At 63.3% G+C, this 24,524-nt stretch carries 24 protein-coding genes; 13 read left to right on the top strand and 11 right to left on the bottom strand.

What is annotated here, in order from left to right; all coding sequences use genetic code 11:
* Positions 1-35 precede the first annotated feature (35 nt).
* On the top strand, positions 36-1,079 hold the full coding sequence (locus NL532_RS21665) for an aldo/keto reductase (protein WP_023715391.1): 1,044 nt from the start codon (positions 36-38) through the stop codon (positions 1,077-1,079).
* Between the two features lie 20 nt (positions 1,080-1,099).
* On the opposite strand, the gene NL532_RS21670 is transcribed toward NL532_RS21665, so the two are convergent.
* The gene (locus NL532_RS21670) at positions 1,100-2,071 is read right to left on the bottom strand and encodes a glycosyl transferase family 90 (RefSeq protein WP_023682407.1); all 972 of its coding nucleotides are present in this window, start codon (positions 2,069-2,071) and stop codon (positions 1,100-1,102) included.
* Positions 2,072-2,249: 178 nt separating this feature from the next.
* Between NL532_RS21670 and NL532_RS21675 the strand changes: the two genes are divergently transcribed.
* Positions 2,250-2,408 carry a hypothetical protein gene (locus NL532_RS21675; protein WP_023673009.1) on the top strand — a complete coding sequence of 53 codons (159 nt, stop codon included), beginning with the start codon at positions 2,250-2,252 and terminating at the stop codon, positions 2,406-2,408.
* Between the two features lie 72 nt (positions 2,409-2,480).
* Here the strand turns inward: NL532_RS21675 and NL532_RS21680 are convergent, their stop codons facing one another.
* Together NL532_RS21680 and NL532_RS21685 are read right to left on the bottom strand one after the other, a co-directional pair.
* Entirely contained in the window at positions 2,481-2,741 is a 261-nt protein-coding gene (locus NL532_RS21680; RefSeq protein WP_023682408.1) for a DUF982 domain-containing protein, read from the bottom strand.
* Positions 2,742-2,823: 82 nt separating this feature from the next.
* Positions 2,824-3,489: a GntR family transcriptional regulator gene (locus NL532_RS21685; protein ID WP_023689520.1), complete on the bottom strand. Its 666-nt coding sequence runs from the start codon at positions 3,487-3,489 to the stop codon at positions 2,824-2,826.
* 149 nt (positions 3,490-3,638) lie between these two features.
* Here NL532_RS21685 and NL532_RS21690 point away from each other — a divergent pair, with 149 nt between their 5' ends.
* Both NL532_RS21690 and NL532_RS21695 read left to right on the top strand, forming a co-directional pair.
* On the top strand, positions 3,639-4,904 hold the full coding sequence (locus tag NL532_RS21690) for a multidrug efflux MFS transporter (RefSeq protein WP_023682410.1): 1,266 nt from the start codon (positions 3,639-3,641) through the stop codon (positions 4,902-4,904).
* A gap of 43 nt (positions 4,905-4,947) precedes the next feature.
* Positions 4,948-5,322, top strand: coding sequence for a DUF423 domain-containing protein (locus NL532_RS21695; RefSeq protein ID WP_023826081.1), 375 nt, complete (start codon positions 4,948-4,950; stop codon positions 5,320-5,322).
* Between the two features lie 36 nt (positions 5,323-5,358).
* Here the strand turns inward: NL532_RS21695 and NL532_RS21700 are convergent, their stop codons facing one another.
* Together NL532_RS21700 and NL532_RS21705 are read right to left on the bottom strand one after the other, a co-directional pair.
* Positions 5,359-5,502 carry a hypothetical protein gene (locus tag NL532_RS21700; RefSeq protein ID WP_023697463.1) on the bottom strand — a complete coding sequence of 48 codons (144 nt, stop codon included), beginning with the start codon at positions 5,500-5,502 and terminating at the stop codon, positions 5,359-5,361.
* Positions 5,503-5,563: 61 nt separating this feature from the next.
* Entirely contained in the window at positions 5,564-5,707 is a 144-nt protein-coding gene (locus tag NL532_RS21705; RefSeq protein WP_023673015.1) for a hypothetical protein, read from the bottom strand.
* Positions 5,708-5,853: 146 nt separating this feature from the next.
* Here NL532_RS21705 and NL532_RS21710 point away from each other — a divergent pair, with 146 nt between their 5' ends.
* Positions 5,854-6,963: a LacI family DNA-binding transcriptional regulator gene (locus tag NL532_RS21710; RefSeq protein WP_023743624.1), complete on the top strand. Its 1,110-nt coding sequence runs from the start codon at positions 5,854-5,856 to the stop codon at positions 6,961-6,963.
* On the opposite strand, the gene NL532_RS21715 is transcribed toward NL532_RS21710, so the two are convergent.
* The gene (locus NL532_RS21715) at positions 6,952-8,145 is read right to left on the bottom strand and encodes an OpgC family protein (protein ID WP_023826083.1); all 1,194 of its coding nucleotides are present in this window, start codon (positions 8,143-8,145) and stop codon (positions 6,952-6,954) included. The two genes, NL532_RS21710 and NL532_RS21715, sit on opposite strands and share 12 nt — an antisense overlap.
* A gap of 217 nt (positions 8,146-8,362) precedes the next feature.
* Here NL532_RS21715 and NL532_RS21720 point away from each other — a divergent pair, with 217 nt between their 5' ends.
* Entirely contained in the window at positions 8,363-9,034 is a 672-nt protein-coding gene (locus NL532_RS21720) for an alpha/beta hydrolase (protein ID WP_245270327.1), read from the top strand.
* A gap of 57 nt (positions 9,035-9,091) precedes the next feature.
* On the opposite strand, the gene sthA is transcribed toward NL532_RS21720, so the two are convergent.
* Positions 9,092-10,480 (bottom strand): Si-specific NAD(P)(+) transhydrogenase, encoded by a 1,389-nt coding sequence (gene sthA / locus NL532_RS21725; protein WP_023682415.1) that lies wholly within the window; start codon positions 10,478-10,480, stop codon positions 9,092-9,094.
* 190 nt (positions 10,481-10,670) lie between these two features.
* Between sthA and NL532_RS21730 the strand changes: the two genes are divergently transcribed.
* From NL532_RS21730 to NL532_RS21740, 3 genes are all read left to right on the top strand, one after another.
* Positions 10,671-11,141: an RDD family protein gene (locus tag NL532_RS21730; protein ID WP_023673020.1), complete on the top strand. Its 471-nt coding sequence runs from the start codon at positions 10,671-10,673 to the stop codon at positions 11,139-11,141.
* Between the two features lie 139 nt (positions 11,142-11,280).
* Positions 11,281-12,045, top strand: coding sequence for an arginyltransferase (locus NL532_RS21735; RefSeq protein WP_023829427.1), 765 nt, complete (start codon positions 11,281-11,283; stop codon positions 12,043-12,045).
* Between the two features lie 121 nt (positions 12,046-12,166).
* Complete coding sequence (locus tag NL532_RS21740) at positions 12,167-13,063, top strand: DMT family transporter (RefSeq protein ID WP_023829426.1); 897 nt, start codon at positions 12,167-12,169, stop codon at positions 13,061-13,063.
* Here NL532_RS21740 and NL532_RS21745 read toward each other — a convergent pair.
* Entirely contained in the window at positions 13,051-14,265 is a 1,215-nt protein-coding gene (locus NL532_RS21745; RefSeq protein WP_023727506.1) for an AI-2E family transporter, read from the bottom strand. The two genes, NL532_RS21740 and NL532_RS21745, sit on opposite strands and share 13 nt — an antisense overlap.
* A gap of 278 nt (positions 14,266-14,543) precedes the next feature.
* A complete protein-coding gene (parC, locus tag NL532_RS21750) occupies positions 14,544-16,796 on the bottom strand; it encodes a DNA topoisomerase IV subunit A (RefSeq protein WP_023694915.1) in 2,253 nt (750 codons plus the stop codon).
* 403 nt (positions 16,797-17,199) lie between these two features.
* Between parC and NL532_RS21755 the strand changes: the two genes are divergently transcribed.
* On the top strand, positions 17,200-18,390 hold the full coding sequence (locus NL532_RS21755; RefSeq protein ID WP_023734156.1) for an aq_1923 C-terminal domain: 1,191 nt from the start codon (positions 17,200-17,202) through the stop codon (positions 18,388-18,390).
* A gap of 230 nt (positions 18,391-18,620) precedes the next feature.
* Here the strand turns inward: NL532_RS21755 and aspS are convergent, their stop codons facing one another.
* Positions 18,621-20,408, bottom strand: a complete 1,788-nt coding sequence (gene aspS, locus NL532_RS21760) for an aspartate--tRNA ligase (RefSeq protein ID WP_023682421.1) — start codon at positions 20,406-20,408, stop codon at positions 18,621-18,623.
* 223 nt (positions 20,409-20,631) lie between these two features.
* Here aspS and NL532_RS21765 point away from each other — a divergent pair, with 223 nt between their 5' ends.
* Positions 20,632-21,051 carry a hypothetical protein gene (locus NL532_RS21765; protein WP_023734157.1) on the top strand — a complete coding sequence of 140 codons (420 nt, stop codon included), beginning with the start codon at positions 20,632-20,634 and terminating at the stop codon, positions 21,049-21,051.
* Here NL532_RS21765 and NL532_RS21770 read toward each other — a convergent pair.
* Positions 21,048-21,806: a DeoR/GlpR family DNA-binding transcription regulator gene (locus NL532_RS21770; RefSeq protein ID WP_023734158.1), complete on the bottom strand. Its 759-nt coding sequence runs from the start codon at positions 21,804-21,806 to the stop codon at positions 21,048-21,050. The genes NL532_RS21765 and NL532_RS21770 overlap by 4 nt on opposite strands.
* A gap of 112 nt (positions 21,807-21,918) precedes the next feature.
* On the opposite strand from NL532_RS21770, the gene NL532_RS21775 reads away from it, so the two are divergent.
* A complete protein-coding gene (locus NL532_RS21775; RefSeq protein ID WP_023734159.1) occupies positions 21,919-23,124 on the top strand; it encodes an MFS transporter in 1,206 nt (401 codons plus the stop codon).
* Positions 23,125-23,228: 104 nt separating this feature from the next.
* Positions 23,229-24,473, top strand: a complete 1,245-nt coding sequence (locus tag NL532_RS21780) for an MFS transporter (RefSeq protein ID WP_023750462.1) — start codon at positions 23,229-23,231, stop codon at positions 24,471-24,473.
* The last annotated feature ends 51 nt before the right edge of the window (positions 24,474-24,524 follow it).

Here is a 24,524-nt window from a genome sequence, read left to right on the forward strand (position 1 = left end):
AAACCACCTCCCCACCAAAACTACGAGGATCTGACATGGAATACCGCACGCTTGGCCGTTCCGGCTTGAAAGTTTCGACGCTGACCTTGGGAACCATGACCTTCGGCGGCAGCGGGCCGTTCGCTGCCGTCGGCAATTCCGATCTCGCGGAGGCCTCGCGCATCATCGACACTTGCATCGATGCCGGCATCAATCTCATCGACACCGCCAATGTCTATTCGAACGGATTGTCGGAAGAGATCATCGGCGAGGCGCTCGGCGGCAAGCGCAAGAACGACGTGCTGATCGCCTCCAAGGCGCGCATGCGGATCGGCAAGGGCCCCAATGACGAGGGCCTGTCGCGCCATCATCTGATCCGCGAATGCGAGAAGAGCCTGAAGCGCCTCAGGACAGATGTCATCGACATCTATTTCCTGCACGAATGGGATGGCGCGACGCCGCTCGAGGAAACCATCGCCGCGCTCGACACGCTGGTTGCCCAGGGCAAGATCCGCTATGTCGGCTGCTCCAACTATTCCGGCTGGCAGGTCATGAAGGCGCTCGGCATCAGCGACAGCCAGCACCAGCCGCGCTTCGTCACCCAGCAGATCCACTACACGCTGGAAGCACGCGAGGCCGAGTATGAGCTCTTGCCGATCTCGGTCGACCAGGGCCTTGGCGTGCTGGTGTGGAGCCCGCTCGCCGGCGGCCTGATGTCGGGAAAATACCGCCGCGACAGTCCGACGGCGCGCCAGATCGGCGGCTGGTCGGAACCACCGATCCGCGACGAGGACCGGCTGTGGCGGATCGTCGACGTGCTGGTCGACATCGGCGCCACTCGCGGCGTCTCGGCGGCCCAGGTGGCGCTGGCCTGGCTGCTTGGCCGGCCGGCCGTCAGTTCGCTGGTGATTGGCGCACGCAACGAGGCCCAGTTGAAAGACAATCTCGCCGCGGCAAGCCTGACGCTGTCCTTTGATGAACGCCAGCGCCTCGATGCCGTCAGCCGGCCGCCGGTGCTCTATCCCTACTGGCACCAGCAGTTTACGGCGAAGGACCGCTTCGGCCCGGCCGATCTGGTTATGGACCGCAGCGTTATCTGACTTAAGGGCGCCGGAAGCGGCTAGCCCGCGATAAACCGCCAGACCTGCGGATCGGGCTCGATCTGGCCGCTGAGCACGAAATATTTGTAGAGCACGAGCAGGCAGATCGCCTGCTCGGCCCGCTCGTCGGCGAATTTGCGGCAATAGGCGTTGGCCGCCGCAACGATGCGCTGGGCCTCGGCCGGATGCTGCTCGAGATGATGCACCCGCTCGGCCAGATCGCTGAAGTCGGGCGCCAGCGGCACATAATGGACATCGGGCTCGAGTTGCCCCTCGGCGAACCAGGTCTCGTAAGTCGGCGGCGGCATCAGGCAGAGCGAGTTCGAGCTCATGATCCATTTCAGATTGGTCGCGACATCATTGCCTTCGAGCGAGATGATGTAGCGGTAGCGGCGCTGCTGATCGATGCTGAGATAGGGCTTGCGGTATTCCGCAAGTGCTGTCGCCCTCGGCGTGCCGACATCGCAGAACGGCAGATTGCGGGCTGCATCCAGCAACAAGGTGCGGATCGGATTGTTGAGTTCGCCGCGCCAAACGACGAGCGGATGCTTGTCGGCGAAGGCGACATCGTCGGCCGGCATGTAGAAATGACGGAACTTGTTCAGCTTGAACAGGACGCCGTTGCCGTTGTCGCCCGCTATCGGCCGGTCCTTGACGATCGACGGCATCTTCGGCACTTCGATGACGTCGCCGAATTCCAGGTCGATGCGCAGATCTGGGTCGAAATAACGGGTGAACTCCTTCAGATCGTAATAGTACATGCTGCGGTCCGACGGCAGCCGGCTGACCGGCACGGCCTCGGGGCTGGGGCTAAAAGGCTCCCGCAGCGTGTTGTAGTAATTGAGCCGCTGGCGGACCGATGCGTCGGAAAGCCTGGCCTGATCGAGCAGCCGGCCGAGCCGGCGCCGGAAAAGAACCGGCGGCGCGATGTCGCGCATGGCGTTGCGCGCATAGTAGATCAGCTTCTGTGCGTTTCTTTGAAGCGTGGCCATCGGTCGTTTTGATTCGAAATCGGTCGGCGGCGGCTCCAGCAACTGTCCCGCAGCCTTTTCTAAACCATTGTGTTCGCCATCACGCAAGTCCAGAACCGCTGGCATCTGCCCTCGCGGCGCTGTTGTGTTTGCCGGCCAATGCTTCTAGGCAGGATCAGGCACAGCGAAAGGAAACGATATGGCTCGACCACCGAATTACGGTCAGGAACGCAAAGAGCGCGACCGGCAGAAGGCCGCCAAGAAGGCGGAGAAGCTCGCCGCCAAGGTCGCGGCCAAGGAGCGCGCCGAGCCTGAGAACGAGGCAAGTTCCAAAACCGACACCGAGACAGAAAAATAGGCAAGACAGGATCACCGGCCCGCGAAACGGGCCGGATCCTGGCAAAATGCCGGTGTGATCAGGCCGATGTGATCAGGCCGGGGCCTTGTCGCTGACGAAGACGTTCACCTCGCGCGCGGCGGCGATGAAGGCGCGTCTTGCAATCATCGCCGGCTTGTCGCCGGCCAGCGCGTCATGGCAGGCCTGCAGCGCTTCGCGGTGCTTGGGGCTGCGCTTGCCGGGCCAGCTGTTGAGCAGGTAATCGGAAGCCTCGCGCACCGTACGCAAGAGCTGAGTGCTTCCCTCCGTGCCCGACTTAACGGTCACGGGTGTTTCAAATCGGTTGTTTTCCATGGCCGCCTCTTACGCCATCGGCGTCCGCGAAGCGAGGCCGAAAGCGGATCGCGACGGCGTTCTTTCGTTTTCGTGACCAGTATCAAGCGGCGACGACGGCAAAACCCCTGGCGCGTAGGCCGCGCCGGTCATTGTGCAACGACGTCACCAGGCGGGCGCGGCTGCCGGCTATATGGGCGGAAAGTCGCGCCGCCGCCGCATCGGCATCGCCGGCCCGCACCGCTGCCAGAATGGCGTGATGCTCGCTCCAGGCGCGGCCAAGAGCCGCCTCGTCGCGCACCTCCAGCCAGCGCGCCCGCGACAGCCGCGTCATGGCATCGCGCACGGCCCGAAATAGGAACTCGTTGCCGGAGAGCCGCGCCAGTTCGATATGGAAATCCATGCCGACGCGGTGCCATTCCTCGCGCGGCGTGGCAGTGTCGCAGGAGTCCAGCATCGCCTCGATGACATCGGCTGCGCTCCTGTCGGCCAGCGCCGAAGTCAGCCTGACCGCCGCGACCTCGACCGCTTCGCGGTACACCGCGATCTGTTCCAGTTCGGCAAGGTTGATCGGCGACACGGTCCAGCCGCGCCCGTCGCGGCAGATCAGCCCTTCCGTCTCCAGCCGCAGCAGGGCTGCCCTGACCGGCGTGCGCGAGGCGCCGAAGCGGCTCTCGATCCAGCGCTCCGTCAGCCGCTCGCCAGGACCGACCTCAAGGCCAAGGATCATCTCGCGAAGCGCTTTTTCGACGATCTGCATCTGCGACATAGTTGCTTCCATTGCTGGCGATCGGCCTTGCCCGTTGGTCTTGCCGATCACATTGAGAGCGCCTGATTGACAGCAGCCGGGCTTTGCGTCCATGAGGTACCAAGTTGGTATCCCAAAATGGTATCCGCAGCAAGCGGACAGGATAGGACATGCCGCAGGACAGTGCAGCGCAGGCCGCCGAAGCGCCTTCCACCTACAACATTCATTGGCGGCGCAACCTGCTCGTGTGCTTTGCCGGATCGTTCAGCACGCTTGTGGCGATGACGCTGTTGCTGCCGTTCCTGCCGCTCTATGTCGAACAGCTGGGCGCCGTGGGCCACGCGGCGATCGTGCAATGGTCCGGCATCGCCTTCGGCGCCACCTTCCTTGCCGCCGCCCTTGTCGCACCGCTGTGGGGGCGGCTCGGCGACCGCTACGGCCGCAAGGTGATGCTGGTGCGCGCCAGTTTCGGCATGGCGATCTGCATGTCGCTGACCGGCATGGTGCAGACCGTCTGGCAATTGGTGCTTTTGCGCCTGCTGATCGGCTTTGCCGGCGGTTATTCCTCAGGCTCGACGATCCTTGTCGCCATGCAGACGCCGAAGAAGCGCTCCGGCTGGGCGCTCGGCGTGCTGTCGGCCGGCATCACCGCAGGCTCCCTGGTCGGCCCGTTGCTTGGCGGCGCGCTGCCGCCATTGATCGGTATTCGCGCCACCTTCCTCATCGCGGGCGGCGTCATTTTCCTGGCGGCGCTGGCGACGACGTTCCTGATCAAGGAGATGCCTCGCCCGCCAATGCAGGCACAACCCAAGGAGAAACCAAAGGGCGGTTGGGCGCAGATCCCCGACAAACGCCCTGTCGTGGCGATGCTGGCAACCGGCATGCTGTTCACCTTCGCCAACATGTCGATCGAGCCGATCATCACCGTCTACGTCCAGCAACTGGTCGCGGACGCAAGCCGGGTGACGCTGGTCTCCGGTGTCGTCATGTCGGCGGCGGCGCTGGGCGCCATCCTGTCGGCGTCACGGCTGGGTAAGCTCGCCGACCGCATCGGCCACTGGAACGTCATCGTCGCATCGCTGGCCGTCTCGGCGCTGCTGTTGATACCGCAGGCCTTCGTCACCGAGAGCTGGCAGTTGGTCGGGCTGCGGTTCCTTATGGGTCTGGTGCTGGGCGGGCTGTTGCCCTGCATCACCAGCGTCATCCGCCACAATGTTCCCGATGGGGTCGGCGGCAATGTGCTGGGCCTGGCAATCTCGGCGCAATATGTCGGCCAGGTCGCGGGGCCGCTGCTGGGCGGCTTCGTCGGCGGCCATTTCGGCATGCGCGCGGTGTTTCTCGGCACGTCGGTGCTGATGGCGGGCGGTGCCGCGTATAATTGGCTGGCCCAGGCGCGCCGCACGCGCGACATGCTGGCGATATCGGAAAAATCCTGACAGACAGGTCGCGCCGCCTATCGTCAATCACGGAGCCCGAGACATGAGCATAGCCGAGTCAGCACCAGCAAACAGCGCGCGCATCCTCGTTTTCGCCGGCGGCCTCGCCGGCGCGGCGGGCGTGGCGCTGTCGGCGGCATCAGCGCATCTCGGCGGCGCCTTCGTCGGCACGGCGGCATCCTTCCTGATCATGCATGCGCCGGTGTTTTTGGCCGTCGGCCTCGCCGGCGCAAGCCGGATCTTGCGGATCGGCAGCCTGGTGCTGCTCGTCGGGCTTGTTCTGTTCTGCGGCGATCTGCTGGCACGGGATTTCGTGGGATCGCGGCTGTTCCCGATGTCGGCGCCGATCGGCGGCACCTTGCTCATCGCGGGCTGGCTGGTGATCGCGGCCTCGGCGCTCGTGCGGCAACGGTCCTGACGGGGCAAGAACCCTGCCCCATCAAATATCGCAGATTTAATCCTGCCGGCTTTCCGGCAGCAGGTCGCGGTTGCGCTTGGCAGGCTTGGTCGGCCGCCGCCGTTGCGGCTGCTCCGTGGCAGGCGAGATACCCCAGTAATTGCGATAAATGTCTTCGAACAGATGCTTCACGGGATGCATGGTCGTTCCTCTTCAAGAACTTGAATCGATCCAATCAGCTGGCACGAAAATGTCTGGCCGATCAGCTGCGCTTGCGTTTCACAAGGTATTGCAGGTCACGCCTCCACGGCCCGACCTTGTCGCGGCGCCTGCGGGTGGCGGCGTCGGAGACTATGCCCCAATCATTGCCGTAGATGTCTTCGAACAGATAATTCACGGGATGCATGGCACCGTCCTCTTGAATCGATCCAAGTTGTACTTGATGAATCCCTTGGATCGATTCAAATATAGACCCTCTCCGCCGTCCGATCAAGGGAAAATTTGAACCGATCCAACGAAAGTGCTAAACAGGCTCCGGTTCAGGAGACGAAAATGACGGCATTGACCTCCGGCAAGACGAGACCAGTGCGGCTTGCCGACATCGCCAAGGCGGCCGGGGTCTCGCACGGTACCGCGTCCAACGTGTTCGCTCGCCCGGAAATCGTGCGCGAAGAGGTCCGCGAGCGGGTCAAGGCGGCGGCGGAAGCGATGGGCTATGCCGGCCCGGATCCCAAGGGCCGGCTGCTGCGCGCCGGCAAGGTCAACGCCATCGGCGTGGCAACGGCAGAACCATTGTCCTATTTCTTCGACGATCCCTTTGCCCGCGTCATGATGGCCAGCATTTCGCAGGCCTGCGACGCCACCGGCGCCGGAATTTCGCTGGTCTCGGCCGCCAACAGCGAGCAGCTCGCCTGGAACATCCAGAGCGCCCTGGTCGACGGCTTCATCGTGTTCTGCATCGAGGGTGGGTCGCGGCTGGTCGAACTGGCGCGCGAACGCAAACTGCCTTTCGTGGCGCTTGATCTCGATTCGGAAAATGAGGCGGTCGCTGCGATCGGCGTCGACAACGTCGCCGGCGCGGGTCTGGCGGCGCGCCATCTGGCCGAGTTCGGCCATCGCAGCTTTGCCGTACTCGCCCTGGAATCTGCCGACGCTGGCTTTGGTCCCGTCACGCAGGAGCAAGTCGAGACGACATCCCTCTACTCGGGCACACGCGACCGTCTGCGTGGCTATTTCGGCGAGCTCTCCCGCTTCGGCATCGACGTCTCGCAAGTGCCAATCTACGAAACCCTCAATGACGAGGCGAGCGTGCGGGCCGGCCTCGATCATATTTTCGCGCTGCCGCAGACGCCGACGGCAATCCTGGCCATGTCGGACAAGATTGCGCTGCATGCGCTCGACTGGCTGCGCGAGCGTAACATTGCCGTGCCGGGCGATGTGTCCATCGTCGGCTTCGACGGCGTGCCGGAAGGCGCCGACTCCGAGCCGCCACTAACCACCGTCGCCCAGCCGATCGCCGAGATGGGACGCCTGGCCGTCAAGGCGATCCTCGAAAATGACGGCTCGCAGCACCGGCAATTGCTGCCGGTCGATCTCGTGGTGCGGGGGTCGTCCGGCCCCTCGCCTGCTAGCCAGGCGGCTGATGTGGGATCATCGGCTTAGCCTTGGCATCGCGGGCATGCCGAAGGTCTGGTGAACGGCTGGCGCTTCTTTGCGAACCGGCTTTTTGCTCGAGCCGATGCCGGACAGCCACTCAAGATAGAAGGCGAGCACGAATTGCATGGCGATGCCGGCCGAAATCAGCAAGGCGTCATATGCAAAGCCGCCCGGATTGATCAGCTTCATCACCTGCGCCGCCATGGCGATCAGCGTGCCGGCGAGGAACACCGGCAAGGAGCGCTTGCCGAGCAGCGCTAGCGGATGATCCGGGCTGAGACGGAACAGGTTCGAGAAAGCCGGCAGGGCGACGATCAGATAGCTCACCGCCAATATGTGCAGGAGCCGCGGCAGCGACAGGAACGTCTTGTCGAAGCCGCCGATCACCACGGGCAGGTTAAACCACGTTATCTCGCCCCAGAGCGGGCTGTGCACCCAGACCGCCGCTGCCGCGACATAGGCCGCCGCGGCGCCCACCAGCCAACGATTGACGGGAATTGTGCCGCCGCGCCTGACATGCAGCATGCCGGCAAGGCCGATGTTGAACAGGAATTGCCAGGACAGCGGGTTGAGGAACCAGAAGCCGGGCTCGGGATAGTTCGGCGGCGCGATCTGCCAGAGGCCGGCGGCAAGCCACAGCGCGCCGGAAAAGACCAGCGCCGGGAGCGGCCGGTAGCTGACGAAGAGCAGGAAAAGCGGCGCCATCAACAGCAGCGCCGCATAGACCGGCAAAATGTTGTTGTAGCCAAGCTGGTGGCCGAGCGTGACAATGCCGATCATGACCTCCGGCGTGTTCTTCATCAGCGGCTCGATGTTGATCAGCTTGAGCAGTTCCGGCCGCCGGCCGTACACCGCCGCGGCGCAGAACAACGCCATCACAACCATGGTGGTGACGATGTGGGCACTGTAAAGCACGCCGGCCCGGCGCCACATCTTCAACATCGCCAGCAGCCGGCCGCCCGGCTGGAACTTGTTGCCATAGGCGAGTGCGACCGACATGCCGGAAATCAGCACGAAGGCTTCCGCCGCGTCCGAGAATCCGAAATTCTTGTAGGTCAGCGTTTCGAAGACGGTGCCCGGCACGTGGTCGATATAGATGGTCAGGAGTGCGAGCGCACGGAACACGTCAATGCGCGTGTCGCGATCGGCGATACGCGGGGCGCGATCGGGCGGAACTGGCAGGGTCATCGACAAAAGGCCTCAAAGGAGAGCAAGGGTGCTCGCGTTGTTCATGCCGGGATGCGACCATCGGCGCACACCGCTTCGATTCCTCCCGCAGGGAGCATATCGGCGCAGAAACGGTCTGAAATGAGCCTGTTGCAATCACATTTGGCGGAGCGTGAAAATATTCCGTTTTGAAGCTGGCAAAGGACCAATGTCTCCGTGAAAACAACGAGATATGAGCGTGCATCGATATAGCGACGAGAACGCCTTTCTGCACCAGGATCTGGCCTTTCCCTACCGCCTCCTCAAGCCGGAGAATGCCGGCGGCGAGAGCCTGTTTTTACTGCACGGATCGGGTGTCGACGAAACGACGATGGTCCCGACTGCGAGGCAGATCGCCCCTAACGCCACGCTGGTCGCGGTGCGTGGCCGCATCCGCCAAGAAGACGGCTTCCGCTGGTTCGAGCGGATCACGCCGACCAGTTTCGAACAGGCGAGCATCCGTGCCGAAACATCGTACTTTGCCGCCTTCGCAAGCGAGGCCGCAAAGCGCCACGGGCTCGACCTCGCCCGGGCGACTTTCCTCGGCTATTCCAACGGCGCCAATCTGGTTTCCAGCCTGATGCTGCTCAACTCCGGCCTCGTCCGAAAAGCGGCGTTGCTGAGAGCAATGCCCGTGCTTGACGATGCGCCGGCAACCAATCTGACCGGAACGCGCGTCCTGATTGTCGCCGGTGCCGCCGATGAGACCTACGGGCCGTTTGCGCCGCCACTGGTGACGCTGCTCAACAAACATGGCGCCGAGGTCGATGCGCGCATCGTGCCTTCAGGTCACGAAATCGGCGACCCGGATGCCGCCATCGTCCGGCAGTGGCTTGCGGGACCAGCATTGGCCGCACGCCAGGCAGGCTAGGAGACCTTGGTAGACCGCATCGGCGCCCGGCGGAACAGCTGAGCAGATGCTCGTCGCCTAGCCCTGTCCCATCCGGTTCCAAGCATCGAGCCCGGCGATCTTGTAGGCTTCGGCCAGCGTCGGATAGTTGAAGGTGTTGTTGACGAAGAAATCAACCGTGCCGCCGAGGTTGATCACCGCCTGGCCGATATGGATCAGTTCGGTGGCGCCTTCGCCGACGATGTGGGCGCCGAGCAGGCGGCGCGTTTCGACCGAGAACAGCAGCTTCAGAAAGCCGGAGTTGACGCCCATGATGTGGCCGCGCGAGGTTTCGCGGAACCGCGCCAGACCGACTTCATAAGCAGCGCCGCTCTCGCGCACCTGCTCCTCCGACTGACCAACGGTGGAGATTTCCGGCACGGCGTAGATGCCATAGGGGAAGGTTTCCGGCGGCGGTGGCAGTTGCACGCCGAAGGCGTGGCAGGCGGCCACCCTGCCTTGCTCCATCGATGTCGAGGCAAGGCTGGGGAAACCGATGACGTCGCCGGTGGCATAGATGTTGGGCGCACTGGTCTGGAAGGTCTGCGGATCGACCTTGATGCGGCCCCGGGAATCGGCCTCGATGCCGACCACGTCGAGGCCGAGGCTGCCGAGATTGCCGCTGCGGCCGGCGGCGTAAAGCACGATCTCGGAGCGGATGGTGCGGCCATCGGCGAGCGTCACTTCGGCATAGTCGGGTTTTGAGACGATTTCCTTGACCGTACTGCCGAGGCGAATGGTCATGCCGCGGTCGCGCATCTGGTGGATGAAGTCGTCGACGATCTCGCGGTCGACGAAATCGAGGATGGTGTTGCGCGGCTCCACCAGCGTCACCGGCACGTCGAGCGCCGAAAAGATCGTCGCATATTCAACGCCGATGACGCCGGCGCCGATCACCGTCAGCGTGCGCGGCAGATGGTCGAGTTCCAGCATCTCATCGCTGTCGAAGACGCGGATCTTGTCGAAAGGCACGTCGCGCGGCCGGTGCGGCCTGGTGCCGACCGCGATCAGCGCATTGGTGAAACCAACCTCCGAGTAGTCGCCATTGTCTGCCGTCAGGCTGACCTTGTTTGGGCCGACGAATTTCGCCATGGCGCGGACGCTTTTGACGGCGTTGCGCATAAACTGGTGCTGCAGCACCTCGACCTCGTGGTCGAGCGTCTTGTGCAGCCGCTCGACCAGGTCGGCGATGGAGATGTCCTGCTTGACCCGGTAGCCGCGGCCGTAAAAGCCCCGCTCGCGCCAGCCGGACAGGTTCAGCACCGTCTCGCGCAGCGTCTTCGACGGGATGGTGCCGGTGTGCACCGAGACGCCGCCGAGGCGCCGGCCCCTGTCGACCACCAGCACCGATTTGCCGAGCTTTGCCGATTGCACCGCGGCGCGGCGCCCGGAAGGGCCGCTGCCGATGACCAGCATGTCGTAATCCATGTAACCCCGTCCCCTCGGCGTCTTGTTGCGCCGCAGCAAGCTAACGCCATCCGTCCACCAAATTCAATCGGCTCAACCGCGCCACACTGCCGACCCGGACCGATGGACGAACCGATCTTGATTCCGCCCGCGGTCTTCACCATTTCAGTGGCGGCGCACCCTAGCGTGGCGCCTGTTACGAGGACATGACATGAACGCGCGCGTACTTGACGGCGAAATCATCACCAGCAGGCTCGACGACGTCAGGGCCTATGACGGTGTGCGCACGCGGCGCATCCTGGCCTTCATCATCGACTATTGCATCGTGGCGCTGCTCACCATTCCGTTCGCGATCCTGGTGGCCGTGCTTGGCCTTTTGACATTCGGTCTTGGCTGGGCGCTGTATTCCATCCTCGTGCCGGCGGTCGCCATTCTCTACATCTGGAACACGCTGGGCGGTCGCAACCAGGCCACATCAGGCATGAAGATGATGGGCATTCGGCTCGATCGTCTCGACGGCAGCCGTATCGACGGCCTCACCGCCGTTGTCCATTCGGTGCTGTTCTGGGCGAGCACGGTCATCCTGACGCCGCTCGTCCTCCTGGTGACGCTGTTTTCCGATCGCAAGCGCACACTGCACGACCTGCTGCTTGGCACCGTCGTCAGCCGCAGCGACCGTTGAACCGGCGTCCAACCGACGCCAACAGGCATTTGTGCGCAAATGTGAAGGGGTCCGTTCAACCCCGCCTTCACAATCCTGTTGAATTTTTCGCCAGCCAAGCCAAAGGTAGAGCGATTCGCAGGAGTGTTCCCAAGGTTCGATGACGCACCATCCGACCCAGTCGCCGCAGTTCTTCCTGACCGCGCCATCGCCGTGCCCGTATCTCGAGGGCCAGTTCGAACGCAAGGTGTTCACGCATCTGGTCGGCGACAAGGCGCCGGAGATGAACGATCTGTTGACGCAAGGCGGTTTCCGGCGCTCGCAGAACATCGCTTACCGTCCCGCCTGCGAGACCTGCCGCGCCTGCGTCTCGGTGCGTATCCTGGCGCAGGAGTTCACCGCCAGCCGCAACATGAAGCGGGTGATCCAGCGCAATTCCGATCTGATCGGCGCCATGCACGACGCGCAGCCGTCGACCGAGCAGTATTCGCTGTTTCGCGGCTATCTCGACGCTCGCCATCGCCGCGGCGGCATGTCCGACATGACGGTGCTCGACTACGCCATGATGGTCGAGGATACCCATGTCGACACCAAGGTGATCGAATACCGGCGCCGCGGCCCCGACACATTCATCACCGGCAAGGGCCAGGGCGAGCTGATCGCCGTGGCGCTGACCGACAAGATGGCCGATGGCCTGTCGATGGTCTATTCCTACTTCAATCCCGAGTTCGAGGACCGTTCGCTCGGCACCTTCATGATCCTCGACCATATCGCCCGCGCCCGGGCCATGGGCTTGCCCCATGTCTATCTCGGCTACTGGGTCAACGGCTCGCGCAAGATGAACTATAAAATGCGCTTCATGCCGCAGGAGCATCTCGGCCCGAAGGGCTGGGAACGCTACGCCCACGAAGCGGTCACGCGCTGATTTTTCTTCTTACCAGATCCTGATCTAAACATTTTCAGCCGAGACGATGCTGGTCTTTCCGACCGTTGGCGGGGCGATTGCGCCGACCGGCATCTGCTCAAATCATCGCGAAAGCCGTTGCATGTCCTCTCACAATGCCCACACCAAAGGACTTCTGCTCACCGCGCTTGGCGGGCTGGCGCTGACCATCGACATTCCCCTGATCCGGCTCGCCCATGGCGAAGCCTGGACGATCCTTTTGCTGCGCACCGGCTGCACCTTCGTGGCGGGGCTGATCGTATGGGCCATCTGGCGCTCGTTCAGCAAGAATGCTCCGCAGCTGATACCCGGCTGGTCGGGGCTCGTGGTCGCCACACTCTACGGGCTCGGCGCAATCGCCTTCATCACCGCCGTCTACAACACCTCGACCGCCAATCTGGTTTTCATCCTGGCCTTCTCCACCATGTTCTCGGCGCTGCTGTCGTGGCTGTTCCTGAAGGAGCGACCGCAGCCGCTGACGCTTGCGGCAATGGCGCTGATGATCGTCGGCATCGCGATCATCGTCGGCGATTCCGTCGGCACGGGAAATCTGTTCGGCGATGTGATGGCGCTGTGTTCGGCCTTGGCGATTGCCTGCGCCATCACCGTTTCACGCGCCAGCGGCAGGGATATGGGATTCACCGCGCTGACCGGCGTCCTGCTGCCGTTCGGGCTGGCGGCGCTCATGGTCTCCAAGACCGGTTTTCAGGTGGAGGCGCCATGGTGGATCGTTTTCAACGGCGCCGTCATCATGCCGTTCGCCTTCTTCTGCCTCGCCAACGGGCCGAAATACATTTCAGGCCCGGAAGTGGCGATGTTCTATCTCCTGGAAACGGTTCTGGCGCCGGTCTGGATATGGATGATCTTTGCCGAGACGCCGTCGCGCAACAGCTTGATCGGCGGCGTGATCCTGATCGTCACGCTGGTTGCCCATTCCCTGTGGCAGTTGCATGAAGGGCGCAAGCGCCGGGCAGCGCTCGCCGTCGCTTACCCAGCCTGACTTTTCTTCGCCGGGCCGGCGACAATCTCGATCTGCGGCGGCCCGCCTTCGAGCTCGGCCGCCGCGTCGGGAACGGTGTCTTCGGCCAGTTCCACCTCGCGCAGCCATTCGCGCCATATCGCCACCAGCAGCGCCATCAGCACGGGGCCGATGAACAGGCCGAGAAAGCCCATCGTCTTGACGCCGCCGATCAGGCCGAAAAAGGTGGGCAGGAAGGGCAATTTGATCGGTCCGCCGACCAGCTTCGGGCGCAAGGTCTTGTCGACGATGAACAGTTCCACCGCGCCCCAGATGAACAGCGCCAGACCCGCCATCGGCGAGCCGCTGGCGGCGAGGTAGATCGATACCAGCGTAAACGACAGCGGCGCGCCACCGGGGATCAGCGCCATCACGCCGGTGAGCGCGCCGAGCGTCACCGGCGAGGGCACCCCGGCCAGCCAGTAGGCGATGCCCAGCACCAGCCCCTCGCCGATGGCGATCACGGTCATTCCGGTAACGGTCGAGGAAATGGTCGCCGGAACCACGCGCGAAATCCGCTCCCAGCGTGTCGGCAGGATGCGTTCGCCGAGCCGGTCGATCTGGCTGGCAAAGTGTTCGCCGTCGCGGTAGGCGAAGAACAGCGCGATCATCATGAACAGCAGCGTCAGCAACAGGCCGAATGCGCTGCCGCCGGCAGCCAGCACGCCGCGATAGATGCTGCCGATATTGGCGCCGCTGACCAGCTGGATCAGCTCGCCGATGCCGCCGGGATGGCCGAAATTGTCGATCCACTGTTCGTTCAGCCACTCGCCGACGACAGGCAGCGAGGTGATCCAGTGCGGTGTGACCGCGCCGTGCCTGTTGGTCTCGATCGCCCAGCCGACCCATTCGCGGACCTCGTTGATGGCGTAGGTGCCGGCGAGCGCTATCGGCACCACCAGGAAGGCGAGGATGAACAGGATGGCGAGCGTCGCGGCGACGGTGCGGTTACCGCCGACACCGGCAAGCAGCCGGCGGTAGAGCGGCCAGCTGGCAAAAGCAATGACGAGGGCTGCCAGCACGGGAAACAGGAACCCGTGGAAGAAATAAACGCCGGCGGCGACGATCAGCACCAACAGCCAGCGCGCCGCCGACAGCGGCGGGATGACGGCGGCCCGCAGCGGTGTCGACAGGCCGAACAGGCGCTGCTGACGTTCCGGCTTCTGGATCTTCGCTTCCTTCAAACGGTCAATTCTCCCCAGCCTACACAGCGTTTATGCACTGTTATAGTGCCGCAATCGTGACGATAGTCCAAATGGTTGGTGAAGCTGCCAATCTCCCCCTTGTGGGGAGATGTCCGGCAGGACAGAGGGGGGCGCGAAGGATCGCCAGCCTGGCACCCGACATTGAAGACCCAAGAGTTGCGACCGAGTGGCGAGCCATGACCATTTGATGCGCTGGCGGGACAGCGCCCCCTCTGGCCTGCCGGCCATCTCCCCCACTTGGGGGGAGATCAGCAGCTTCAACCAAATTTCCCCGTCCGCGGGAATCCCTTCGGCACCATCCGTCCGGCCGACGCTCTCGCGCCGATCCATTCCGCCAGCTCCTCGCGCGACCTGACGAAGGTGCGGTCGGCGGAATCCTGCCAGGACAGGCCGCTCGCCAGCGTGAAGGGTTTCAGGTCGAGCAGACCGCCATCCTTGTATTTCTGCAGGCGAACGCCCTTGCCGCGGCCCATCTCGGGAATTTCGGAGAGCGCAAACACCAGCATCTTGCGGTTCTCGCCGACAATGGCGAGATGATCGCCTGACACCGGGACGCAGGCCTTGGCCTCGTCGGGCGCCTTGACGTTCATCACCTGCTTGCCCTTTCGGGTGTTGGCGACGACCTCCTCCTCCGGCACGACGAAACCATTGGCATCGTAGGAGACGAGCAGCAGCTTGCGCTTCGGGTCGTGGACGAAGGCGGTGACGATGTCCTGGTCGTTGTCCATGTCGACGATGATGCGGATCGGTTCGCCATGGCCGCGGCCGCCCGGCAGCCGGTCGGCGCCGATGGTGTAGAATTTTCCGCCGGTGGTGAAGACCAGGATCTTGTCGGTGGTCTGGGCATGGAAGGCGAGCTTGAGGCTGTCGCCTTCCTTGAAGGTGAGCGTGGAATGGTCGGCCAGATGGCCTTTCATCGCCCGCAGCCAGCCCTTTTCCGAGACCACCACGGTGACCGGCTCGCGCTCGATCATGGCGTGCGCAATGTCGGTCAGATCATGCTCCGGCGCGTCGGCGAACTGGGTGCGGCGCTTGCCGAGTTCGGTCTCGGGGCCGAACTTGTCGCGAACCTGCGTGACTTCCCATTTGATCGTCGACCATTGCTTGGCGTCGGATGCGAGCAATGCCTCGATCTGCTTCTTCTCGGTGGTGAGACCGTCGAACTCCTTGCGGATCTCGAACTCTTCCAGCTTGCGCAGGGCCCGCAGCCGCATGTTGAGGATGGCTTCGGCCTGGGTGTCGGTGAGCGACCAACGGGCCATCATCACCTGCTTGGGCTCATCCTCCTCGCGGATGATCCTGATGACCTCGTCGATGTTGAGATAGGCGATCAGGTAGCCGGCAAGGATTTCCAGCCGCTTCTCGATCTCGCCAAGCCGATGCTTCGAGCGGCGGATCAGCACATCGCGCCGATGGTCGAGCCACTCCTTCAGCACGCCCTTCAGCGACAGGACGTTAGGCACCTTGCCCCGCGACAAAACGTTCATGTTGAGGGGAAACCGGCTTTCGAGCTCGGTCAGCTTGAACAGCGATTCCATCAGAATGCCGGGATCGACCGAACGGCTCTTCGGTACGAGCACAATGCGGACGTCCTCGGCGCTTTCATCCCTGACATCCTCAAGCAGCGGCAATTTGCGCGCGATCAAAAGCTCGGCGATCTTCTCGATCAGCCTGGCCTTCTGGATGCCGTAGGGGATTTCAGTGACGACGATGCTCCAGGTGCCCCTGCCCTGATCCTCCTGGCCCCATTTGGCGCGCACGCGAAAACCGCCGCGGCCGGTCTCATAGGCCTCCAGGATGGATGCGCGGCTGTCGACGATGATGCCGCCGGTCGGGAAATCCGGCCCCTGGACGAACTCCATCAGCTTTGTCACCGGCGCGTCCGGCTGCTCGATCAACTGCAGCGCCGCGTTGCAAAGCTCGGCGGCATTGTGCGGCGGGATGGACGTGGCCATGCCGACCGCAATGCCGGAGGAACCGTTGGCGAGCAGATTCGGGAAGGCGCCGGGAAGCACTACGGGCTCCTCGTCCTCCTCGTTGTAGGTTGGCCGGAAATCGACGGCGTCCTCGGTGATGCCGGCAAGCAAATCGCTCGCCACCTCGGTCATGCGCGCCTCGGTATAGCGCATGGCGGCGGCGTTATCGCCGTCGATATTGCCGAAATTGCCCTGCCCGTCGACGAGGGGATAGCGCATGGAGAAATCCTGCGCCAGGCGCACCAGCGCGTCGTAGATCGACTGGTCGCCGTGCGGATGGAACTTGCCCATCACGTCGCCGACAATGCGGGCGCATTTGGCAAAGCCCTGGTCGGGGTTGAGCCTGAGCAGTCGCATGGCATGCATGATGCGACGATGCACAGGCTTCAGCCCGTCGCGCACGTCAGGCAGCGCCCGGTGCATGATGGTCGACAGCGCATAGGCGAGATAGCGCTCTTCCAGCGCCTTCTTCAGATCCACCGGTTCGATGTGGTCACCGCCGCCATTTTCAGGCGGCAAAATCCTTTTTCCCATGCGGCTGGACTAGCCGAGCGGGTGATTCGCGGCAAGGCGGGGCTGCGGAAATCCGCACTTTGCAGCCTTTGGCTTACGAGGGCGGCTCAAGGTCCGACGATGGATGTGACGAACTTCATGTTCCAGCTTGCCGTCCCTGTGCAACAGCACCGGTAGCAGCGCTGTTGCCAACCAACATCAATCTGTTACACGCCCTCTCTAAGGCAGGAGACGGTACGCAGGGGAGCCCGACCTTCATGACATATTCACCGCATCGAGCGAAGGCTCCCGCTCCGATTTGCCTTTCGCCGTGATTTTCGACAACTCTGCGGGAAAGCGCCTTTTTCCCGTCCAGTTCGTCACGGAATAGTGATGGCGTAGAATTGAGAAAACACTTTTTCAGGACTCTCTCAGGGAACTCGCGATGACAATCCAACGTTCGACACTCAAGAAACTTGCTTTTTCGACCTTTTTGCTGACGCTGCCGCTGAATGCCGCCTTTGCGCAAGACACGGCGGTTGCCGACCGACTGAAGGCCGCACTTGCCGTCCAGGGCGTCGATATCACCTGGACCGGCGTTACCGGCGACAATTCCAGCATGGTGCTGCAGGGCGTGTCGGTCAAACCGGCGGCCGAAAAGGAGGCGCTGCCGATCGGCGACGTCAAGCTCGAGGGCGTGACCGAAGCCAATGGCGGCTTCGATGTCGCCACCATCACGACTTCGGCCTTCGAGCACAGCAAGGACGGCGTCACGCTCAACCTCACCCCCTTCGTCATCCACGACGCCAACATCCCGGCCGAGGGCGCTACAGGCCCGCTCGGCTCGATGATGATCTACAAGTCGGCCGAACTCGAAAACCTGACGGTCAAGGTTGCCGACAAGACCGCCTTCTCGGTGGATGGGCTTGCTGTCCAGATCACGCCGCCGGCCGACGGCAAGGCGATGGAGTTTTCCGCCACCACGGAAAAGTTCAACGCCGACCTGACCCTGGTCGACGATGCGAAGTCCAAGGAAGCCATCGAGGCCCTCGGCTACCAGAACATAACGGGCAATATCGAGATCGGCGGCACCTGGCAGCCGAGCGACGGCAAGATGGACCTGTCGAAATACGATATCTCGGTCGAGAATGCCGGCACGCTCGGCATGACCTTCGGCCTCGGCGGCTACACGGTCGACTTCGTCAAGTCGCTGCAGGAGATGCAGAAAAAGATGGCGGCGCAGCCCGAAGGCGCCGACAATTCGGCGCAAGGCATGGCCCTGCTCGGCCTTTTGCAGCAGCTTTCCTTCAACAGCGCCTCGATCCGCTTCGACGACGATTCGCTGACCGGCAAGGTGCTTGAATATGTCGGCAAGCAGCAGGGCATGTCGGGCAAGGACATCGCCAACCAGGCCAAGGCGATCGTGCCGTTCGGCATGGCGCAGCTCAACAATCCCGAACTGACCGCCGAAGTGACGGCCGCGGTGAGCAAGTACCTCGACGATCCGAAGAGCCTCGAGATTTCGGCCGAGCCGCCGGCAGCGGTGCCGTTCGCGCTGATCATGGCCGGCGCCATGTCCAACCCGGCCGACCTGACCAAGACGCTGGGCGTCCACGTCAAGGCCAACGAAGACTGATCGAAGTTCGCTCCCTTCTCCCCGTCACTATACGGGGAGAAGGTGCCGGCAGGCAGATGAGGGGCGGCGCCAACGCGTGCAAATTGTAGTTCGATGCTGAACCGATTGTCAGAAGGCGCCAACTGCTAAGGCCGTTCGCCAATCGCCTGCATGCGTGCTGCCCCTCATTGTCCTGCCGGACATTTCTCCCCGTATAGAGACGGGGAGAAAGGGCAGCTGCAACGCTGCCGTCAGTCCTTCTTCACTGCCGCGACACGCAGCGACAGATCACGCAACTGCTGCGGCGAGGCTTCCGAAGGCGCGTTCATCAACAAATCGTAGGCCTGCTGGTTCATCGGGAACATGGTGATCTCTCGCAGGTTCTTGGCGCCGACCAGCAGCATGACGACACGGTCGACGCCGGCCGCCATGCCGCCATGCGGCGGGGCGCCATACTGGAAGGCGCGGTAGAGGCCACCAAAGCGTTCTTCCACCGTGGCGCGGTCGAGGCCAACCGTCTCGAACGCCTTGACCATGGTTTCCGGCAAATGGTTGCGGATACCGCCAGAGGCGATCTCGAAGCCGTTGCAGACCATGTCGTACTGGAAGGCCTTGATGCCGAGCAGGTCGTCGCCGTTGAGCGCGTCGATACCGCCTTGCGGCATCGAGAACGGGTTGTGGGCGAAGTCGATCTTCTTCTCCTCCTCGCTCCATTCGAAGAACGGGAAGTCGACGATCCAGCACAATTCGAAGCGCTCGCGGTCGACAAGGTTCAGTTCTTCGCCGGCACGCGTACGCGCGGCACCGGCGAAGGTAACGAACTTCTTCGGATCGCCGGCGACGAAGAAGGCGGCGTCGCCATCGGCAAGGCCGAGCTGCTGGCGGATCGCCTCGGTGCGCTCCTCGCCGATGTTCTTGGCCAGCGGACCGGCGCCTTCAAGCTTGTCGCCTTCCTTGCGCCAGAAGATGTAACCCAGTCCCGGCTGGCCCTCGCCCTGCGCCCACGAGTTCATGCGGTCGCAGAAGGCGCGGCTGCCGCCGGTCTTGGCCGGAATGCCCCACACTTCGGCCTTCGGATCGTTGGCCAGGATGTTGGCGAAGACCTTGAAGCCGGAATCGCGAAAATGGTCGGAGACGGCCTGCATCTCGATCGGGTTGCGCAGGTCCGGCTTGTCGGAGCCATATTTGCGCATGGCGACATCGTAAGGAATGCGCTGGAATGTCTGCGTCACCGGCTTGCCGTTGGCGAAGGTCTCGAAGACGCCGCGCATCACCGGTTCCATGGTCGACAGCACGTCGTCCTGCTCGACGAAGCTCATTTCGAGGTCGAGCTGGTAGAATTCGCCGGGCAGACGGTCGGCGCGCGGGTCCTCGTCGCGGAAGCAGGGCGCGATCTGGAAATAGCGGTCGAAGCCCGAAACCATGATCAGTTGCTTGTACTGCTGCGGCGCCTGCGGCAGCGCGTAAAAGGTGCCGGGATGGATGCGCGACGGCACCAGGAAGTCGCGCGCGCCTTCCGGCGACGAGGCCGTCAGGATCGGCGTCGAGAATTCGGTGAAGCCGACATCGGTCATACGCTTGCGCATCTCGGCGATGATTTTCGTGCGCGCCACGATGTTCCTGTGCAGCGTCTCGCGGCGCAGGTCGAGAAAACGGTACTTCAGGCGGATGTCTTCGGGATAGTCGGGCTCGCCGAACACCGGCAGCGGCAATTCCTTGGCTGCCGACAGCACCTCGATCTCGCGGGCAAAGATCTCGATCTCGCCGGTCGGCAGGTTGGCGTTGGTGGTGTCCGGCAGGCGCGCCTTGACCTCGCCGTCGACGCGGATCACCCATTCGCCACGCAGCGTCTCGGCCACCTTGAAGGCGGGCGAATCCGGATCGGCGACGATCTGGGTCAGGCCGTAATGGTCGCGCAGATCGATGAACAGCAGGCCGCCATGGTCGCGCACGCGATGCACCCAGCCCGACAGGCGAACCGAAGAGCCGACATCGCTCTTTCTCAACTGGGCACAGGTGTGGCTGCGGTAACGATGCATTGTCATGTCAAAATTCCGGGGTGCTGGGTTGTGGGTCGAGCATCAAAGCCCGGTCCAAAATTTGCGCGAAAAGCGCATGGGAGGCCCGATTTGTCAAGGCAAGCCGGGTTTGGGTCGTCTCTCTATCCGCTAGTCAGTGTTGAAGTCTTTGCCAGGCTTGGCGCATTGCCGCCAGAAGTGTTTCTCGCGACAGTGCAGTCATCGAATGATCTGGAGATACTTCATGCCAGAACCCACAGTCCCGCCGGGTGTCGGGCCACATAATGGCCGCGAATTGGAGCTGATGCTTCAGGGCGACAAATCAATGGCCTTGTTCGCGGCGGAACCGGGTATGGACGCCGACGATATTGGCGATGCAGGTTTTGCACCGTTTGTCGACGAAGGTCGCATCCTGAAGTTCACCCAGATTGTTCCTAAAACCTCAGTGGAAGAGCGCTGCTACTGCCTGCCGACAGAAGAATGGCGCTGCAAACTGAGCTTGTTGATCTCCAGAATGTGCCGCAGCGGAGAGGCCTTTGACATCTTCACATCGAATGATCTGGCGAGGCTTGAAGGAGCCCTTCTCGGCTATTCAAAGGAAGATGTCGAAGTGTTCGTCGCCCATGCTGCGTCCCGGACTGCCCGCGCGCCGAGCTCCGTTTAAGCCAAATGGATTTCGGCGCCCTGGCGTTCGAAGTCGGCGAGGATTGCGGCCGGCGCGGTCTTTTCGACCACGAGGTGGCGGATCGCCTCTGGCCTGGCAACCCGGTAGGGTGCGGCTGTGGCCAGCTTGTCGTTGGTTACAGCGATGACGATGCCAGCGCTGTTCTTGGCCATGGCCCGCTTTACCTCGGCCTCAGCCGAATCGAAGGCCGTGACGCCGCGCGACGCATCGAGACCGCAGGAGCCGAGAACAAACAGGTCCGCGCCAAGTTGCGCGACAGCGGCAAGCGTGTCGGCGCCGACGCAGGCGCCGAGATGGCGGTCGAACCGCCCGCCCAGCACAATCAGTTCGACCAAAGCGTGGTCTGACAGGACGGAGGCAATTTCGAGCGAATTGGTGGCGACGGTCAGATCGATGTCGCGCGGGATGGCCCTGGCGATCGCGGCATTGGTCGAGCCGCTGTCGATGAACAGGGTCTGTCCGCGCGAAAGCAGTGCCACGGTCGCGCGGGCCAGCCGCGTCTTTTCTTCGACCGCATGGCCGGCGCGCAGGCCGACCGGCGTGGCCGCGAAGGGTGCGGCCGCGACCGCGCCGCCATAGACGCGGCGGCACTGCCCGGCCTTGGCCAACTCCCTGAGGTCGCGCCGAACCGTGTCTTCCGAAACGCCGAAGCGGCCTGCCAGCTCGCCGGCCAGCACCCTTCCCTCGACGGCCAGGCGATCGCGAATAATTTGATGCCGCTCATCGGTCAGCATTGCATGATCCTGTTTTTTTCCATGCACGTTCTTGCACGATTTGCATGTTTGTGCAAGATGTAGGCATATCAAACAGTGACAACCGTCGACTCTCTTCCCCGAAAGCATCGTCATGACCTTTGGCCTCCGCCTCGCTCCGCAACACCGGGTCTACGCCGGCTTTGCGATCTATTCGTTCGCCATGGGCCAAATCTTCCCGCGGCTGCCCGACATCAAGCACGCCATGGGCATCGGGGACGGCACGCTCGGGCTAAGCCTGATCGGGACGCCGATCGGCACCTTGACCGCGCTGACGCTGGCGGCGCCGATCCTGGAGCGCATCGGCTTCCGCCGCGCGCTGCTCGGGCTGGTGCCGCTTTTGTCGGTTGTCTTTGCCATTGCCGTGCATGCGCCTGGGCCGCTTGCGCTGTTCCTGATGCTGTTTCCGGTCGGCCTGATGATCGGCAGCGTCGAGATCATTCTCAATGTCGAGGCCGATAGAACCGAATTCCTGCTCAAGCGCCGGATCATGAACCGGGCGCATTCGTTCTGGAGCATCGGCTTTTTCGGCGCCGGCCTGTTCGGCGCCGCGCTTGCGCATCTCGGCATTTCGCCGCAACTGCACCTGGCGATTGTCGTACCGATGGTGGCGACAGGAATCGCGCTGTTTCTCGGCGGTTACGAACCGGCGCCGAGCCGCTTCGCCGGCAATGACGAGACGGCGCCAAGGCTGGCGCGGCCGACGCTGCCGATCCTCGTCCTCGTCGCGGTGACACTGTCGGCGATGCTGATGGAAGGCGCCAGCATCGACTGGTCGGCAATCTACATGCGCACCGTGTTCGATGCGGGCCCTTTCGTCGCCGGCTTCACCGTGGCGCTGTTTGCATTCTCGCAAGCGAGCACGCGCTTCTTTGCCGACTCCTTTGTCGACCGCCACTCGCCGAGCGTCGTGGCGCGGGTGCTGCTGGCGACGATGGCGGTGGGCGTGCTGCTCGTCTTCTTCTCGCCTGCCCCGCTCGTATCGATGCTGGGCTTTGCGCTACTTGGCATTGGCAGCAGCGTGCTCTTTCCGCTGGCGATCTCGGCGGCAGCCCAGCGGACGGACCGCTCCGCGACGATCAATGTCGCGGCGCTGTCGCAGATTTCCTTCGTCGCCTTCCTGCTCGGCCCGCCGCTGCTCGGTTTCGTCTCCGACCATTGGGGCATCCGCTCGGCCTTCGGTATCGGCATCCCGTTCATCATGCTCAGCCTGCTGACCGCCGGCTCGCTTGGCCGAAGGGCTGCCCGGGGCAAGCCTGCGCCGGCGAGCGAAGCTTTGGCGAGGGCCGACGGAGCTTGAACGGCCGCACTTGAAGCCACACACCTGTTGGCGGCGGGACAAGCCACTGGCATTGGCCACACCGATGGTTCAGAACTGTGGAGCCACCTAAGCAACGGTTCCGTATGTCCTCCATCCGCCCGCTGATCCCGCTCCTCATCGCCGCCGGCATCCTGCTTGGCGGCAACGGGCTGCAGGGCACGCTGATCGCGCTGCGCGGCGCGCAGGAAGGATTTTCGGCCTCCGACATCGGCCTGATGGGCACGTTCTATTTCGCCGGCTTCCTGTTGGGGTGCCTGGCCGTCACCCGTATCCTCAAGGCAGTCGGCCATGTCCGGACGTTTTCAGCACTGGCCGCCATCGCCGCGGCCAGTACGCTGCTCCTGGTGCTGGTGATCGATCCGGTGATGTGGTGCGCGGTGCGCTTTGCCGGCGGTTTCTGCTTTGCCGGCCTGTTCACCGTCATGGAAGCCTGGCTGAACTCCGGCGTCGAAAACAAGGATCGTGCGCGCGTGCTGGCCATCTACCGCATGGTCGATATCGGCTCGGTGACCGGCGCACAGTTCCTGATCCCGATCTTCGGCCCCGGCGGCTTTGCCATCTTCGCCATCATGTCGATGATGATCACGCTGTCGCTGGTTCCGGTGTCGCTCGGCGACCGCTCCAACCCGACGCCGCCGGAAGACGTCAAGCTCGATCTCGCCCGCGTCTGGCGGATTTCGCCGCTCGGCTGCTTCGGCTGCATCTGCGTCGGCGTCACCAACAGCGCGTTCCGCACGCTGTCGCCAGTCTATGCCGAACAGATCGGCATGTCGGTGGCCGATGTCGTCACCTTCGTCAGCGTCGGCATCTTCGGCGGCGCCCTCATCCAGTATCCGCTGGGCTACCTCTCCGACCGCTGGGATCGGCGCGCGGTGCTTTTGGCCACGACATGCGGCGCCATGTTCGCCGCGCTGGCGCTGGTCTTCGTCGCCGGCGCCGATCCGACCCTCAATTTGATCATCGTCTTCATCTTCGGCAGCTTCGCCATGCCGCTCTATTCGCTGTCGGCGGCGCATTCCAACGACCGCGCCGACAAGGGCGAGTTCGTGCTGATCAACGCCGCCTTGATGCTGTTCTATTCCTTCGGCGCCATTGGTGGCCCCTTCGCGGCGTCCGCAGTGATGCAACATTTCGGACCGGGCGCCCTGTTTGTCTTCAGCGCAGTCGTCTACGCCACCCTCATCGCCGTCATTCTCTACCGCATGCAGGTGCGCGGCAGCGTGCCGGCGGGCAAGCGCAGCCGCTTCACGGCGCTGCTGCGCACATCAACCGTCTTCGCGCGGCTGGCGCGCAGGAATGGCGATTCCGACGGATCGGCTGATACTTGACCGAAGGGCGGCTTGACGAAAGCGCCCATGGCTGAAATTGAAAGAGAACCT

The organism is Mesorhizobium sp. C120A, from assembly GCF_030323105.1.
GTDB lineage: Bacteria > Pseudomonadota > Alphaproteobacteria > Rhizobiales > Rhizobiaceae > Mesorhizobium.

Bases quoted from the DNA above. Each gene is read 5' to 3' on its own strand.
- NL532_RS21700 (WP_023697463.1), bottom strand. From the start codon at position 5,502: ATGCATCCCGTGAAGCATCTGTTCGAAGACATTTATCGCAATTACTGG.
- NL532_RS21780 (WP_023750462.1), top strand. From the start codon at position 23,229: ATGTCCTCCATCCGCCCGCTGATCCCGCTCCTCATCGCCGCCGGCATC.
- NL532_RS21765 (WP_023734157.1), top strand. From the start codon at position 20,632: ATGCCAGAACCCACAGTCCCGCCGGGTGTCGGGCCACATAATGGCCGC.
- NL532_RS21740 (WP_023829426.1), top strand. From the start codon at position 12,167: ATGTCCTCTCACAATGCCCACACCAAAGGACTTCTGCTCACCGCGCTT.
- aspS (WP_023682421.1), bottom strand. From the start codon at position 20,408: ATGCATCGTTACCGCAGCCACACCTGTGCCCAGTTGAGAAAGAGCGAT.
- NL532_RS21770 (WP_023734158.1), bottom strand. From the start codon at position 21,806: ATGCTGACCGATGAGCGGCATCAAATTATTCGCGATCGCCTGGCCGTC.
- NL532_RS21680 (WP_023682408.1), bottom strand. From the start codon at position 2,741: ATGGAAAACAACCGATTTGAAACACCCGTGACCGTTAAGTCGGGCACG.
- NL532_RS21775 (WP_023734159.1), top strand. From the start codon at position 21,919: ATGACCTTTGGCCTCCGCCTCGCTCCGCAACACCGGGTCTACGCCGGC.
- NL532_RS21685 (WP_023689520.1), bottom strand. From the start codon at position 3,489: ATGTCGCAGATGCAGATCGTCGAAAAAGCGCTTCGCGAGATGATCCTT.
- NL532_RS21710 (WP_023743624.1), top strand. From the start codon at position 5,854: ATGACGGCATTGACCTCCGGCAAGACGAGACCAGTGCGGCTTGCCGAC.
- NL532_RS21705 (WP_023673015.1), bottom strand. From the start codon at position 5,707: ATGCATCCCGTGAATTATCTGTTCGAAGACATCTACGGCAATGATTGG.
- NL532_RS21730 (WP_023673020.1), top strand. From the start codon at position 10,671: ATGAACGCGCGCGTACTTGACGGCGAAATCATCACCAGCAGGCTCGAC.
- NL532_RS21670 (WP_023682407.1), bottom strand. From the start codon at position 2,071: ATGGCCACGCTTCAAAGAAACGCACAGAAGCTGATCTACTATGCGCGC.
- NL532_RS21675 (WP_023673009.1), top strand. From the start codon at position 2,250: ATGGCTCGACCACCGAATTACGGTCAGGAACGCAAAGAGCGCGACCGG.
- NL532_RS21755 (WP_023734156.1), top strand. From the start codon at position 17,200: ATGACAATCCAACGTTCGACACTCAAGAAACTTGCTTTTTCGACCTTT.
- NL532_RS21695 (WP_023826081.1), top strand. From the start codon at position 4,948: ATGAGCATAGCCGAGTCAGCACCAGCAAACAGCGCGCGCATCCTCGTT.
- NL532_RS21715 (WP_023826083.1), bottom strand. From the start codon at position 8,145: ATGACCCTGCCAGTTCCGCCCGATCGCGCCCCGCGTATCGCCGATCGC.
- NL532_RS21735 (WP_023829427.1), top strand. From the start codon at position 11,281: ATGACGCACCATCCGACCCAGTCGCCGCAGTTCTTCCTGACCGCGCCA.
- sthA (WP_023682415.1), bottom strand. From the start codon at position 10,480: ATGGATTACGACATGCTGGTCATCGGCAGCGGCCCTTCCGGGCGCCGC.
- parC (WP_023694915.1), bottom strand. From the start codon at position 16,796: ATGGGAAAAAGGATTTTGCCGCCTGAAAATGGCGGCGGTGACCACATC.
- NL532_RS21690 (WP_023682410.1), top strand. From the start codon at position 3,639: ATGCCGCAGGACAGTGCAGCGCAGGCCGCCGAAGCGCCTTCCACCTAC.
- NL532_RS21665 (WP_023715391.1), top strand. From the start codon at position 36: ATGGAATACCGCACGCTTGGCCGTTCCGGCTTGAAAGTTTCGACGCTG.